The 13,735-nt window shown below is 35.2% G+C and carries 15 protein-coding genes; all 15 read left to right on the forward strand.

What is annotated here, in order from left to right; genetic code table 11:
• Positions 1-172 precede the first annotated feature (172 nt).
• The 15 genes from RR554_RS06575 to RR554_RS06645 all read left to right on the forward strand — a co-directional run bounded on the left by RR554_RS06575 (position 173) and on the right by RR554_RS06645 (position 13,687).
• Positions 173-1,402: an FAD-dependent oxidoreductase gene (locus tag RR554_RS06575; RefSeq protein WP_332467667.1), complete on the forward strand. Its 1,230-nt coding sequence runs from the start codon at positions 173-175 to the stop codon at positions 1,400-1,402.
• Positions 1,402-2,649 (forward strand): NAD-dependent dihydropyrimidine dehydrogenase subunit PreA, encoded by a 1,248-nt coding sequence (gene preA / locus RR554_RS06580; RefSeq protein WP_332463491.1) that lies wholly within the window; start codon positions 1,402-1,404, stop codon positions 2,647-2,649. The genes RR554_RS06575 and preA overlap by 1 nt, the downstream gene beginning before the upstream one ends.
• A 125-nt stretch (positions 2,650-2,774) precedes the next feature.
• On the forward strand, positions 2,775-2,954 hold the full coding sequence (locus RR554_RS06585) for a 2-hydroxymuconate tautomerase (protein ID WP_332463492.1): 180 nt from the start codon (positions 2,775-2,777) through the stop codon (positions 2,952-2,954).
• Positions 2,955-3,055: 101 nt separating this feature from the next.
• On the forward strand, positions 3,056-3,292 hold the full coding sequence (gene secG, locus RR554_RS06590; protein ID WP_332463493.1) for a preprotein translocase subunit SecG: 237 nt from the start codon (positions 3,056-3,058) through the stop codon (positions 3,290-3,292).
• An 80-nt stretch (positions 3,293-3,372) separates the two neighbouring features.
• Positions 3,373-4,122, forward strand: a complete 750-nt coding sequence (locus RR554_RS06595) for an alpha/beta hydrolase (protein WP_332463494.1) — start codon at positions 3,373-3,375, stop codon at positions 4,120-4,122.
• Positions 4,122-6,488, forward strand: coding sequence for a ribonuclease R (gene rnr, locus RR554_RS06600; protein ID WP_443081325.1), 2,367 nt, complete (start codon positions 4,122-4,124; stop codon positions 6,486-6,488). Before RR554_RS06595 ends, rnr begins: the two co-directional genes overlap by 1 nt.
• 5 nt (positions 6,489-6,493) lie before the next feature.
• Entirely contained in the window at positions 6,494-6,958 is a 465-nt protein-coding gene (gene smpB, locus RR554_RS06605; protein ID WP_332463496.1) for an SsrA-binding protein SmpB, read from the forward strand.
• Positions 6,959-7,220: 262 nt separating this feature from the next.
• On the forward strand, positions 7,221-7,946 hold the full coding sequence (gene atpB / locus RR554_RS06610) for a F0F1 ATP synthase subunit A (RefSeq protein ID WP_332467669.1): 726 nt from the start codon (positions 7,221-7,223) through the stop codon (positions 7,944-7,946).
• A 31-nt stretch (positions 7,947-7,977) separates the two neighbouring features.
• The gene (atpE, locus tag RR554_RS06615; RefSeq protein ID WP_332467670.1) at positions 7,978-8,199 is read left to right on the forward strand and encodes a F0F1 ATP synthase subunit C; all 222 of its coding nucleotides are present in this window, start codon (positions 7,978-7,980) and stop codon (positions 8,197-8,199) included.
• 63 nt (positions 8,200-8,262) lie between these two features.
• Entirely contained in the window at positions 8,263-8,784 is a 522-nt protein-coding gene (atpF, locus tag RR554_RS06620; protein ID WP_332463499.1) for a F0F1 ATP synthase subunit B, read from the forward strand.
• A complete protein-coding gene (gene atpH / locus RR554_RS06625; protein WP_332463500.1) occupies positions 8,777-9,316 on the forward strand; it encodes an ATP synthase F1 subunit delta in 540 nt (179 codons plus the stop codon). The genes atpF and atpH overlap by 8 nt, the downstream gene beginning before the upstream one ends.
• A 30-nt stretch (positions 9,317-9,346) precedes the next feature.
• Positions 9,347-10,885 carry a F0F1 ATP synthase subunit alpha gene (gene atpA, locus RR554_RS06630; RefSeq protein WP_332463501.1) on the forward strand — a complete coding sequence of 513 codons (1,539 nt, stop codon included), beginning with the start codon at positions 9,347-9,349 and terminating at the stop codon, positions 10,883-10,885.
• 16 nt (positions 10,886-10,901) lie between these two features.
• A complete protein-coding gene (locus RR554_RS06635) occupies positions 10,902-11,819 on the forward strand; it encodes a F0F1 ATP synthase subunit gamma (RefSeq protein ID WP_332463502.1) in 918 nt (305 codons plus the stop codon).
• Positions 11,820-11,837: 18 nt separating this feature from the next.
• Entirely contained in the window at positions 11,838-13,241 is a 1,404-nt protein-coding gene (atpD, locus tag RR554_RS06640) for a F0F1 ATP synthase subunit beta (protein ID WP_332463503.1), read from the forward strand.
• Positions 13,242-13,258: 17 nt separating this feature from the next.
• The gene (locus RR554_RS06645; RefSeq protein ID WP_332463504.1) at positions 13,259-13,687 is read left to right on the forward strand and encodes a F0F1 ATP synthase subunit epsilon; all 429 of its coding nucleotides are present in this window, start codon (positions 13,259-13,261) and stop codon (positions 13,685-13,687) included.
• The last annotated feature ends 48 nt before the right edge of the window (positions 13,688-13,735 follow it).

Below are 13,735 nucleotides of genomic sequence, written 5' to 3' on the forward strand. Positions count from 1 at the left end.
ATAAAAAGGTAAAATATACATATATTATAAAAAAGCGCGCATTTAAATTATAATAATTATAAATAAGATTTGTTAGTTTTCTTTTTTTTAATCACTAATGTGAATTTACTCACAATAGAAAGATGACCATTAGGGAGTTTCCCTTAAATATAAATAAAGTGAGGTTGCAACTATGGATAATAAGTATTTAGAAGAAATTGAATCATCGTATTCAATGCTGACAATTATGGAAGAAGCAGAAAAATGTCTGCTTTGTTTGGATGCCCCTTGTTCAAAAGCTTGTCCAGCAGGAACTGATCCTGCATCATTTATCAGAAGTGTTAGATTTAGAAATTTTAAAGGTGCTGCAGAAACAATAAGAGAAAACAACGCACTTGGTGCCATATGTGCTCTTGTTTGTCCAACTGAAAAGTATTGCGAAATGGGCTGTGCTAGATCTGAAATTGATAAACCAATTAATATTGGTGGTATACAAAAATTTGTAACAGATTTTGAGCAACAAACGGAAATGGAAATCCTTAAAAAAGGTGAAGCTAATGGCAAGAAAATTGCAATTGTTGGTAGTGGACCATCAGGTTTACAATCAGCAGCTTCTCTTTTACAACTTGGTTATGACGTGACTGTTTATGAAAAAAGTGAACAAGCAGGTGGTTATTTAAGATATGGTATTCCAGAATACCGTCTACCAAACGCTATTGTTAATTATGAAATTTTAAGAATTGCTAATTTAGGCGCTGAATTTGTCTTTGGAACAACAATTGGTAAAGACATTACAATGGACGAATTAAAAGCTAAATTTGATGCTGTTATTATTGCAATAGGTGCTAGCCAAGGTAAAATGTTAGATTTATTTGATAATAATCCAGCAGTCGAAACTGCAGTATCCTTCCTTTCAAGAGCTCGCGATAACCAAGGCAATATTGATCTACCAAAAGACGCTTTAGTTATTGGCGGTGGAGATGTAGCAATGGACGTTGTCACTTCTCTTAAATTATTAGGAGTTAAGCACGTCACAGATGTTGTTTATGAAGAATTTTGTGAATTTAAAGCATCTAAAAAAGAATTAGAAGGCGCTCAAAATCAAGGCGTAACGATTATTGATGGCTATTACCCAGTAGCAGTTAAAGATAATACAGTAACATTTAAACACCGTCACTTAAATAATGAACTTGCTATTGAAGCTGAAAAAATTATTTTAGCTGTTGGTCAAGTAGTTGATCCAAGTAATTTAGACATTGAGGTAGAAAATAATAAAGTATTAACTTCAGGTTATCAAACAGATGATAAAAAAGTTTTTGTCACTGGAGATATTGTTCATGGCGACATGACAGTTGTCTGGGCAGTTAAAAAAGGAAAAGAAGTTGCTGCTGAAATTCATGAATTTTTAGGAGGTAACAACTAATGATTAATAAAGATTTGTCGATTAATTTTTTAGGTGTAAAATTTGAAAATCCATTTTGTTTATCATCATCTCCAGTAGGTAACTGCTATGATATGTGTAAAAAAGCATATGACACTGGATGGGGTGGCGTTGTATTTAAAACAATCGGCCCAGAACATTTTGTCATTGATGAAGTATCACCACGTTTTGACATTTTAACAAAAGAAGGCACTCCTTTTGTTGGATTTAAAAATATGGAACAAATTGCTGAGCATTCTCTTGAAGAAAATTTAGCAGACTTAAGACGTTTGAAAGCTGAATACCCAGAAAAAGTGTTAATTGCCTCTATTATGGGAACAAATGAAGAAGATTGGGAAGTGTTGGCTCGTTTAGTAGATGAAGCTGGAGCTGACATGATTGAAATGAATCTTTCTTGTCCACAAATGACATCTCATGCAATGGGATCTGATGTGGGTACTAATCCTGAGTTATGTCGCACGTATTGTGCAGCTGTTAAACGTGGTTCTAAATTACCGATGATGGCTAAAATGACTCCAAATGTGACAGATATGGTAACTGTTGCAAAAGCATCAATGGAAGGCGGCGCTGATGGTATTGCTACTATTAATACTGTGAAATCAATTGCTAATATTGATTTAGATCGTAAAATTGGTTTACCAGTTGTTAATGGAAAATCATCTATTTCAGGTTACTCTGGAAAAGCAGTAAAACCAATTGCACTACGTTTTATGCAACAATTACGTTCTGCAGAAGGTTTTGAAAACCTACCTATTTCAGGTATTGGTGGGATTGAAACATGGGAAGATGCCGCTGAATTTATTCTTTTAGGTGCGTCAACACTACAAGTAACAACAGGTATTATGCAGTACGGTTACCGTATTGTGGAAGATATGAAAAATGGTCTAATGCATTATATGGAAGAACAAGGTGTTGATCGTTTAGAAGATTTAGTTGGGTTAGCTAATGAAAATATTATCCCAGCAGAAAACTTAGATCGTGATTACAAAGTATATCCTGTAATTGATTTAGACAAATGTATCGCATGTGGACGTTGTTATATTTCTTGTTACGATGGCGCGCATCAAGCTATTGTTTGGGATGATGAAAATCGTGTGCCTCATTGTAATACAGAAAAATGTGTGGGATGCCATCTTTGTACATTGGTTTGTCCAGTGGGAGCTATCAGTAAAGGAATCGTTGAGATGAAACCTGGTAGAGAAGGAAAAGCATCTGAAAAAGTATTTTAACAAATAATTTAGGAGGTCGACTTAAACAGCGACCTCTTTTTTTTGAGTTTAAAAATAAACAGATTGACAGGTTTCGTATTGGAGCGTTAGACTGAAAGAAATAGGAAATATAAAGGAGAATTATTATGCCAATCGTTCATATTGAGTTATTAGAAGGTCGTACCCAGGAACAAAAAAATGCCATGGTTAAAGAGGTAACAGAAGCAATTGTAAAAACAACAGGCGCTAAAGAGGAAGCCGTATCAATCGTTATCAATGATATGTCTAAAGGAAACTACGCAGTGGGTGGCAAAACATTAATTTAAATTATTTAGATTAATTAAATGGAACAACTAGAATTTGACACCTACTTATGATAAAATTAGTGAGATGTCAATTAGTTTTAAAGAGACAAGGAGGACACACTGTGTATAATCTCTTATTAATCATTATGCTTATTTTATCAGTGTTAATTATTATTGCTGTTATGATGCAACCAAGTAAACAAAACAATGCGGCTAGTGCCTTTTCAGGTGGAGCAAGTGAGTTGTTTGGAAAAACAAAAGCGAGGGGCTTTGAAGCATTTATGCAAAAAGCTACAGCAGTCTTAGGTGTTGTTTGGGTAGCAGTTGCAATAGCTTTAGCAGTTTTATCATCGAAATAAGTAAATCTTGGTCTCCTGTTCTGACAGGAGACTTTTTTATTGGTACAATGTAAACAAGATTTATGATAAGGATGATGAGAATGTTGCCACAGGAATTATATTTACAAAATGGGGAAAAAGCAGTTTTACTATTACATGCGTACACAGGAAGTCCAAACGATGTTCGTATGCTAGCAAGAAAACTTGAAAGAGAAGGTTATACCGTTTTAGCACCTTTGTTTTCGGGACACGGAACAAAAGACCCGATGAATATACTAAATATGACACCAGACGTCTGGTATGATGACGCAGTGAAAGCTTTTAATAAATTAAAAAATGATGGCTATGAAGAAATAGCTGTTTTCGGTTTATCAATGGGCGGATTGTTTGCGATGAAATTATTAGAAGAGTTTCCAGGTGAATTTGTTGCTGGTGGAGCATTTTGCTCACCATTAGACCCAACAAGCAAACACGATATTTACCCGAATTTTATGCAATATGCTGAATTTACGTATAAAAAACAAGTATCATCACCCGATGAATTAGAACAAAAATTAAATATGATAAAAGTGCCGTTAAAAAATCAACTTCAAGCAATTTTAGAAGTAACGAGTCAAACTTCGCTAAAATTGAAAGAGTTGTCGGTTCCTATTTTCTTAGCCCAGGCAGGCTTAGATGAAATGATTAATAGTATGGGAGTTTATGAGGTTGGCAAATTACTTAAGAAAACGTATCATGAGATTCATTGGTATGCCAACAGTACACATGTTATTACAGTCAGCAAGGAGCGTCAGTTGTTTGAAGAAGATGTGAAAGCATTTTTGAGTCATATACCATGGAATGAGGATTAATTATGACAAATAATATTAAAGAATCCGTCATACAATTTATGTCAGAGAGTAAAAAACAAACTTTCTCTCTCGAACAAATTGCTGAAGGATTAGGGTTTCAAAAGAGTAACGACTTTAAACTACTAGTACAAAGTGTTGCTCAAATGGAAAGAGAGGGAAGTGTCCTCTTTAACCAAAAAGGAAAAATTAAATTAAACAGACAAGATCAATATATGGAAGGAATTTTTCGTTCCAATGATCGAGGGTTTGGCTTTGTTTCAATCGAAGGTGAGGAAGATGATGTTTTTATTCCTAAAGATTTTACTAACTTCGCTTTAGAAGGAGACATTGTAAAAATTGAAGTACTAAAACAAGGAAGTCCAATGGAAGATCAGGCAGCTGAAGGTAAAGTTGTTGAAATCGTTTCAAGAAGTATGACGCAAATTGTCGGTATATTTAATCTATATAGTGAAGCTGACATCCAAAAAAGTGGACTTTATGGCACGATTGTCCCTAAAGATAAAAAGCTAAATCGTTACCGCTTATTTGTAGCTGATGAGGGGATTAAACCAGAAGATGGAAGTGTGGTTGTTGCTGAGATTACTTATTATCCCGATGAGGAGCATACTTTTAGTTTCGAAGGATTAGTTAAACAAGTGATTGGGCATAAAAATGATCCAGGTATGGATATTTTATCAATTGTACTACAGCATGGTATTCCAACAGATTTTGAAGAAAGTACATTAAAAGAAGCGGAAAAACTACCTGATCATGTACTGGCATCTGAAATTGAAGGCAGAGTTGACTTGCGTGATGAGATAATCGTGACAATAGACGGCGAAGAGGCCAAGGATTTAGATGATGCTGTTAGAGTGAAAAAATTAGATAATGGAAATTATTTATTAGGTGTATATATTGCAGATGTCTCTCATTATGTGACTGAAAACAGTCCTCTTGATATGGAAGCAAGTGATAGAGCAACCAGTGTGTATTTAACAGACCGAGTAATTCCAATGTTGCCAAGAAAACTATCAAATGGTATTTGTTCCTTAAATCCTGATGTGGATAGATTAGTAATGTCTTGTGAAATGGAAATTACGAATGAAGGACAAGTAGTTTCTCATGATATTTTTGAAGGTGTTATTCATTCATCAGCAAGAATGACTTATACTGCAGTGAATGAAATACTAGAGAGATCAAATGAGGAAACGCTTGAAACATATAAAGAATTAATTCCTTTCTTTGATGAAATGGCAGAATTACATACGATCTTAGAAAACATGCGTCAAGATCGTGGAGCAATCTCTTTTGAAGACCGTGAAGCTAAAATTATTGTTGATGCGGAAGGACACCCGATTGACATCGAGCTTAGAACAAGAAAAGTGGCGGAAAGACTGATTGAATCTTTTATGTTAGCTGCAAACGAAACAATTGCTAGACATTTCACTCAATTGAAATTACCTTTTATTTACCGAATTCATGAACATCCTAAAGAAGAAAAAGTCCAACGTTTCTTTGAATTTGTTACTAACTTTGGTATTTTAGTTAAAGGTAAAAAAGATGATGTTAGTCCAAAAGAAATGCAAAAAGTGTTAGATCAAATTGCTGGAAAACCAGAAGAACCTGTTGTAAGCATGATGTTATTAAGAAGTATGCAACAAGCAAGATACTCAGAAGATCCAGTAGGACATTACGGTTTAGCAGCAGATGATTACACACATTTCACCTCTCCCATTAGACGTTATCCAGATTTGATTGTTCATCGACTGATTAAGTCATATAGTCAAAAACCAATTAAAGATGAATTGAAAAGCAAATGGAACGAAGAACTTCCTGATATAGCAGATCATAGCTCAAAAATGGAAAGACGTGCGGTTGAGGCTGAGCGTGATACGGATAATATGAAAAAAGCTGAATTTATGCAAGATAAAATTGATCAGGAATTTGATGGTATTATTACATCCATTACTAAATTCGGTATGTTCGTAGAATTGGCTAATACAATAGAAGGATTAATTCATGTTTCCCAATTAAAAAGTGATTATTTCCATTTTGTTGAAAATCATTTAGCTCTAGTTGGCGAACGAACTGGTACTGTTTACAAGATAGGACAACCTGTTAAAATCAAAGTAACAAAAGCAGATGTTGACACAAGAGAAATCGATTTTGAACTTCTATCTGCTGAAAAAGTAACTACACCTATTGAAATACCTAAAAATAATAAAAGAAATGACAATAGAAAAGGAACCGATAGAAAAAAACAAGGTAAGAAACCAACGTATCGAAACGAGAAAAAAGTTGGCGGTAAGAAAAAATCAGATCAACCGTTTTATAAAAAAGTGGCCAAAAAGAAAAAAGGGAAAAGTTCTCGAAATAAAAAGAGGTGAGACACATGCCAAAAGGTGAAGGAAATCTAATTGCTCAAAATAGAAAAGCTCGCCATGATTATGCGGTATTAGAGACAATTGAAGCTGGAATGGTTTTAAAAGGAACTGAAATTAAAGCGATTAGAAATCGCCGAGTAAACTTAAAAGATGGTTATGTTAGGATTAGAGATGGAGAGGCATTCTTAGTAAATGTTCATATTAGTCCGTACGAACAAGGTAACTTGTTTAATCATGACCCACTAAGAACTCGAAAGTTATTGATGCATAAAAAGCAAATAGCTAAACTGAGTGCTGAGGCTAAGAATACAGGGATAGCTTTAATTCCTCTTAAAATTTATATTAAAGATGGCTTTGCTAAAGTGTTAATTGGTGTTGCTAAGGGTAAAAAACAATACGATAAACGTCAAGATTTAAAGAAAAAAGATATGAATCGCGAAATAAATCGTACATTAAGAGAGAGACAGAGATAAGCCAAAAGAGAAGAATTTCTTCTCGGCTTATCTCCTTTTTTTTTAATAGATAAATAACTAAAAACTCATAGAAAAATTTTCTAGATTTGCTTTGTGTTATTTATCATTTGGTGTTATCATGGTTCTAGTTGAGACCAAAAAATCGTGGCCTCAGCAGGTGATAGGAATGGACTTCTCTAAGTCTTTTCATCATAAGAAACCAAAGAGCCAAAAAAGCTTTTTGCGAAAGATTATTTTCTAAAAGGAAAAGGGGTGAATTGAGGTGGAAGAAAAGTCCTGGATAATTGAGATTGCGGGAATCCCATTCGACGCGACTTTGTGTATGATGACAATTTTAACGTGCGTTATTGTCTTTAGCATTGTGTATTTTTGCAGTCGAAATTTACAGATGAAGCCAAAGGGTAAACAAAATGTTCTTGAGTTTATCGTTGATTTTGTTAAAGGTATTGTTTCTGACAACATTCCTAAGAATGAGGTTAATGACTATCATTTATTAGGTTTTACATTCTTTATGTTTGTATTAGTCTCAAACTTACTTGGTTTAGTTACAAAAGTGGTTCAGTTCCCAGAGGAAATTTCATATTGGAAGAGTCCAACGGCAGATCCATTAGTAACATTAACACTGGCATTTATCGCAATTATTTTAACCCATTATTATGGATTGAAAAAACAAGGAGTCAAAAACTATTTTGTTAATAGTTTTATGAAGCCAACAGCAATCTTATTACCAATTAAAATTATTGAAGAATTTACTAACGTATTAACGTTAGGTCTTCGTTTATATGGAAATATCTTTGCTGGGGAAGTATTGCTAACATTAATTGCTAACTTAGGAGCAAGCGGGCCAGCCAAATTTATATTGGCCGTACCGTTAGAAGTGATTTGGCAAACCTTCTCATTATTCATTGGAGCAGTACAGGCATTTATTTTTGTTACTTTAATGATGGTTTATATGTCACATAAAGTAGAAGCAGAAGCAGAAGAATAAAAAGAACACACAATTTAGGAGGATTTTCATAATGGAAGGATTAAATTATATAGCAGCAGCTATCGCAGTATTTGGCGCTTCTATTGGAGCAGCATACGGTAACGGTAAAGTAATTTCAAAAACACTTGAGTCAATGACTCGTCAACCAGAAATGTCTGGACAATTAAGAGGTACAATGTTTATCGGGGTTGCCTTAATCGAGGCCGTTCCAATTTTAGGTGTGGTTATCGCCCTACTATTAGTATTCAAGTAATAATAAAACTTTTGAATTGAAAAGAACCATATTTATGGTTGAGGAAGGAAGTGTAGTAAACTTATGATCAACGAATTAGTCGTGGCTAATAGCGGTCAAAGTATGCTAAGTACAATCCTTTTTGTTTCTGTTTCTTTTCTAGTTCTATTATTGGCTTTGAAAAAGTTTGCATGGGGTCCAGTAGTAAAGATGATGCAAGATCGCGAAGAAAAAATCGCATCTGACATTGATAATGCAGAACAATCTAAAGTAGAAGCCGATAAGTTAGAAAAACAACGACAAACGGAACTTAAACAGTCACGTACTGAAGCGCAAAATATTATTGCACAAGCAAAAGATACAGCAGAGAACAACGCTCATGCTATTTTGGTTGATGCACAAGAGCATGCAACACGTATCAAAAAACAAGCTCAAGAAGATTTACGCATTGAACGTGAGCGAATGATTGACGAAGCGAAAAAAGAAGTAGCAGACTTATCAGTCGAAATTGCTTCTAAAATTCTTAAAAAGGAATTATCGGCAAGCACTCATCAAGAGTTAATTCAATCTAGTATTGAAAAGCTAGGAGTCGATGACGATGAATAGAAAATATACTGTAGCAAAAACTTATGGTAAAGCCCTGTTTTCTGAAGCAGAACAACTGAAATCAGTTTCAGAAGTTTATCAAGAGATGCTTCAGTTAAGGGAAGTTTACCGTCAAGTTCCAGATTTAGGCGATATCTTATCAGATGATCGTCTATCGGTTTATGAAAAAGTTAATATTGTAAAAGACTTAGAAAATAGTTTCGGTGATACGGTAGCGAAATTTATTCATACTGTTTATGACTACGGCCGTATGGATGAAATGCCAGAAATTATCGATGAGTTCGAACATTTATACTATCTACAATATGGTATTGTAGTAGTAGATGTAACAACGGCAGTAGCACTTAGCATGGACCAACGACATGATTTAGAAAAACGTTTAGCAAAACAATTTCATGCTAATAAAGTTGTTATTCGACCAAAATTAAACCCAGCTATTATGGGTGGAATGATTATCGAATCTGAACATCGTGTCATTGATCAAAGTGTAAGAAGTGAATTAACAGATATTCACAGTGCTCTACTGAAATGATGCTTAGTAACAAGGTGAGAGGTGAAATACATGAGTATTAAAGCGGAAGAAATTAGTTCGCATATAAAACAACAGCTTGCTAAATACGAAGAATCTTTAACGGTAGACGAAGTGGGTACTGTCTCTTATGTTGGGGATGGTATTGCACGTGCTTACGGTTTAGAGAATGCCATGTCAGGTGAATTATTAGAATTTGATAATGGTGTATACGGTATGGCTCAAAACTTAGAGTCTGATAGTGTTGGTATTATCATTTTAGGTAAATACCAAGATATTCGTGAAGGCGATAAAGTAAAACGTACTGGTCGTATTATGGAAGTACCAGTAGGGGAAGCTTTAATCGGGCGAGTTGTTAACCCATTAGGTCAACCAATTGACGGAATGGGCGATATTAAAACACGTAAAACAAGACCAATTGAAGGAAATGCTCCAGGCGTTATGGATCGTAAATCTGTAGCAGAACCACTTCAAACTGGGATGAAAGCAATTGATGCTTTAGTACCAATTGGTCGTGGCCAACGTGAGTTAATCATTGGTGACCGTAAAACAGGTAAAACATCTGTTGCGATTGACACAATTATTAACCAAAAAGATGAAAACATGATTTGTATTTATGTTGCCATCGGTCAAAAAGAATCAACAGTTAGAAACCAAGTGGAAACACTTAAAAAATATGGTGCAATGGATTATACGATTGTCGTATCTGCTGCTGCATCTCAACCAGCACCGCTACTTTATTTAGCTCCTTATGCTGGTGCTACAATGGGTGAAGAATTTATGTATAATGGAAAACACGTTCTAGTTGTTTATGATGATTTATCAAAACAAGCAGCTGCTTATCGTGAAATTTCATTATTACTTAGAAGACCACCAGGTCGTGAAGCGTTCCCTGGGGACGTATTCTACTTGCATTCTCGTTTATTAGAAAGAGCGGCTAAACTGAATGATTCATTAGGTGGCGGTTCAATGACTGCATTACCTTTTGTTGAAACACAAGCTGGGGATATTTCAGCATATATTCCGACAAACGTTATTTCTATTACTGACGGACAAATTTTCTTAGAAAGTGATTTGTTCTACTCAGGCGTGCGTCCTGCAATTGATGCTGGTCTTTCAGTATCACGTGTAGGTGGGTCTGCCCAAATTAAAGCGATGAAAAAAGTTGCCGGTACTTTACGTATCGACTTAGCAAGTTATCGTGAATTAGAAGCTTTCACGCAATTTGGTTCGGATTTAGATGCAGCAACACAAGCGAAGTTAAATCGTGGTAAACGTACTGTGGAAGTATTAAAACAAAATGTTCATGAGCCAATTGGCGTTGAGAAACAAGTATTAATTCTTTACGCATTAACAAATGGTTTCTTAGATACAATTCCAGTAAGCGATATTCTTCGTTTTGAAAAAGAATTGTTTGAATATGTTGGAAACAACTACCCAGCAATTTTTGATACAATTAAAAACACTAAGAATTTACCAAATCCAGAAGACATCAATAAAGCAATTGATGAATTCAAAGGAATTTTTAGTTCTAGTCAGTTTTCAGTTGCAGACGAATTAACACAATCCTAGAAAGTGGTGATTGAGTATGGGCGGTTCCCTTATAGATATTAAAAAGAGAATAGCTTCAACAAAAAAGACGAGTCAAATCACAAGTGCTATGCAAATGGTAGCAGCTTCCAAATTGACAAAATCTGAACAATCATCTAGACGTTTTCAAGAGTATGCTTCAAAAGTTAGAAGTATTACGACACATTTAGCATCTTCACAATTGCAAGCAATTGAAAATGCCGATTTTTCTAGTTTTGAAGATAGCATGGAAATGTACCATAAGCTGTTAATTGCTCGTCCAGTAAAAAAAACAGGCTATATTATTATCACTTCAGATAAAGGTTTAGCCGGTGGTTACAACAGCTCAGTTATCAAAAATACGATTGAAATGCTTCAAACAGATCATGAAGATCAAAATGAAGTTGTTATTATGTCAATTGGAGGAACTGGTGCAGACTTCTTTAAAAATAGAGACATTCCAGTTTCTTACGAATTAAGAGGTCTTAGTGACCATCCAAGTTATAATGAAGTCCGTAAGATTGTTAATTCAGCAATTCAAATGTATAACAATGAAGTATTTGATGAATTATACGTTTGTTATAATCATCATGTTAATACATTATCTTCTGCATTTCGTGCAGAAAAAATGTTACCTATTGAAGATTTGGATGCTAAAGAAGCAAAATCTTATGAACAAGATTATATTCTTGAACCTTCTGAAGATGCAATTTTAAATACATTACTGCCCCTATACGCTGAGAGTTTAATCTACGGAGCAGTGTTAGATTCTAAAACTGCTGAGCATGCTGCTCGTATGACAGCAATGAAGAGTGCGACAGAAAATGCAAGTAATATTATTGATGATTTGACAATCTCATTTAACAGAGCCAGACAAGCAGCAATTACTGAAGAAATCACCGAAATTGTCGGTGGTGCAGCAGCTTTAGAAGATTAACGGGGAGGAATTTGTGAAATGAAAATCGGAAAAATAGTCCAAGTAATTGGTCCCGTTGTTGATGTGGCTTTTCCGTTAGATCAATCATTACCAGATATCAATGATGCATTAGTTGTTTATAAATCAGAAGACAAACAAAAAGTTGTCCTTGAGGTAACGATTGAAATGGGTGATGGTGTCGTAAGAACCATCGCTATGGAATCCACTGATGGTTTACAACGTGGAATGGAAGTACTACATACTGGATCACCAATTAGCGTGCCAGTAGGTAGAGAAACTCTAGGTCGCGTGTTTAACGTATTAGGAGAGACCATCGACTTAGATGAGCCGCTTCCAGATACAATGGAGAAAAAAAGTATCCATACAGAAGCACCAACCTATGAAAATTTAAGTACAGATTCAGAAGTTCTACAAACAGGTATTAAAGTTATTGACCTTTTAGCCCCTTATTTAAAAGGTGGTAAGGTTGGTCTCTTTGGTGGTGCCGGTGTTGGTAAAACAGTATTAATCCAAGAATTAATTAACAATATCGCTCAAGAATTAGGTGGTATTTCTGTTTTTGCCGGTGTTGGTGAAAGAACTCGTGAAGGTAATGACCTTTTCTTTGAAATGAAAGACTCTGGCGTAATTAAAAAAACTGCCATGGTGTTTGGTCAAATGAATGAACCACCTGGTGCCAGAATGCGTGTTGCATTGACTGGTTTAACAATGGCGGAATACTTCCGTGACCAAGAAAAACAAGATGTGTTATTATTTATTGATAATATTTTCCGTTTCACTCAAGCAGGATCTGAAGTATCTGCCCTTTTAGGACGTATGCCTTCAGCTGTTGGGTACCAACCAACACTTGCTACGGAAATGGGTCAATTACAAGAACGTATCACATCAACTAAAGATGGTTCGATTACATCTATTCAAGCGATTTATGTGCCAGCCGATGACTATACGGATCCGGCTCCGGCAACAGCTTTCGCCCATTTAGATGCAACAACTAACTTAGAACGACGTTTAGCAGAGCAAGGTATTTACCCTGCGGTGGATCCATTAGCTTCTTCATCTAGTGCTCTAGAACCTGGTATTGTAGGAGAAGAACATTATAAAGTAGCGACTGAAGTCCAACGACTATTACAACGTTATAAAGAATTACAAGATATCATTGCGATCTTAGGTATGGATGAATTATCTGATGATGAAAAAGTAGTTGTGGGACGTGCTAGAAGAATCCAATTCTTCCTATCACAAAACTTCCACGTTGCTGAACAGTTTACTGGTCAACCAGGTAGTTATGTTCCTTTACATGCGACAATTAAAGGCTTTAGAGAAATCTTAGACGGTAAACATGATAACTTACCAGAAGAAGCTTTCAGAAGTGTTGGTCGTATTGAAGAAGCAATTGAAAAAGCTGAGAAATTGGGATATTAAGAAGGAGGTAAACAAAAATGGGTTCCTTCATAGTTAATATCGTAACGCCAAGTGGTATTATTTACGACCACGAAGCAAAATTTTTAGTAGCGAGTACTCAAGCGGGTTCATTAGGTGTTTTACCAAATCACTCGCCACTTATTTCACCTTTAAATATCGACGCTGTTCGAATTGATAAGACTGAGGCAGATGGTGGAAATTCAGATTGGGTAGCTGTTAATGGCGGTATTATTGAAATAAGAGATAATGTTGTTTCAATAATTGCTAATAGTGCTGAAACAGAACAAAACATTGATGTTTCTCGTGCGGAATCAGCGAAAGAACGTGCAGAAGCTAAAATTCAAAAAGCAAAAGAAACTCAAAATCATGATATTGATTTAGGGCGTGCTGAGATAGCTCTTGTTCGTGCTGTAAACCGATTAAATGTAGCAAACAAAAAGAGATAGTTTTTAAATCTCATTCATTGTTGCTTAAATTGAATACTAATTAGAAAA

The organism is Vagococcus sp., assembly GCF_036639995.1.
Lineage (GTDB): Bacteria > Bacillota > Bacilli > Lactobacillales > Vagococcaceae > Vagococcus.

Excerpts from the sequence above, each read along its gene's own strand:
- preA (WP_332463491.1), top strand. The coding sequence starts at position 1,402 with ATGATTAATAAAGATTTGTCGATTAATTTTTTAGGTGTAAAATTTGAA.
- RR554_RS06585 (WP_332463492.1), top strand. The coding sequence starts at position 2,775 with ATGCCAATCGTTCATATTGAGTTATTAGAAGGTCGTACCCAGGAACAA.
- atpF (WP_332463499.1), top strand. The coding sequence starts at position 8,263 with ATGATCAACGAATTAGTCGTGGCTAATAGCGGTCAAAGTATGCTAAGT.
- RR554_RS06635 (WP_332463502.1), top strand. The coding sequence starts at position 10,902 with ATGGGCGGTTCCCTTATAGATATTAAAAAGAGAATAGCTTCAACAAAA.
- RR554_RS06575 (WP_332467667.1), top strand. The coding sequence starts at position 173 with ATGGATAATAAGTATTTAGAAGAAATTGAATCATCGTATTCAATGCTG.
- atpD (WP_332463503.1), top strand. The coding sequence starts at position 11,838 with ATGAAAATCGGAAAAATAGTCCAAGTAATTGGTCCCGTTGTTGATGTG.
- RR554_RS06645 (WP_332463504.1), top strand. The coding sequence starts at position 13,259 with ATGGGTTCCTTCATAGTTAATATCGTAACGCCAAGTGGTATTATTTAC.
- atpE (WP_332467670.1), top strand. The coding sequence starts at position 7,978 with ATGGAAGGATTAAATTATATAGCAGCAGCTATCGCAGTATTTGGCGCT.
- RR554_RS06595 (WP_332463494.1), top strand. The coding sequence starts at position 3,373 with ATGTTGCCACAGGAATTATATTTACAAAATGGGGAAAAAGCAGTTTTA.
- atpA (WP_332463501.1), top strand. The coding sequence starts at position 9,347 with ATGAGTATTAAAGCGGAAGAAATTAGTTCGCATATAAAACAACAGCTT.
- smpB (WP_332463496.1), top strand. The coding sequence starts at position 6,494 with ATGCCAAAAGGTGAAGGAAATCTAATTGCTCAAAATAGAAAAGCTCGC.
- atpH (WP_332463500.1), top strand. The coding sequence starts at position 8,777 with ATGAATAGAAAATATACTGTAGCAAAAACTTATGGTAAAGCCCTGTTT.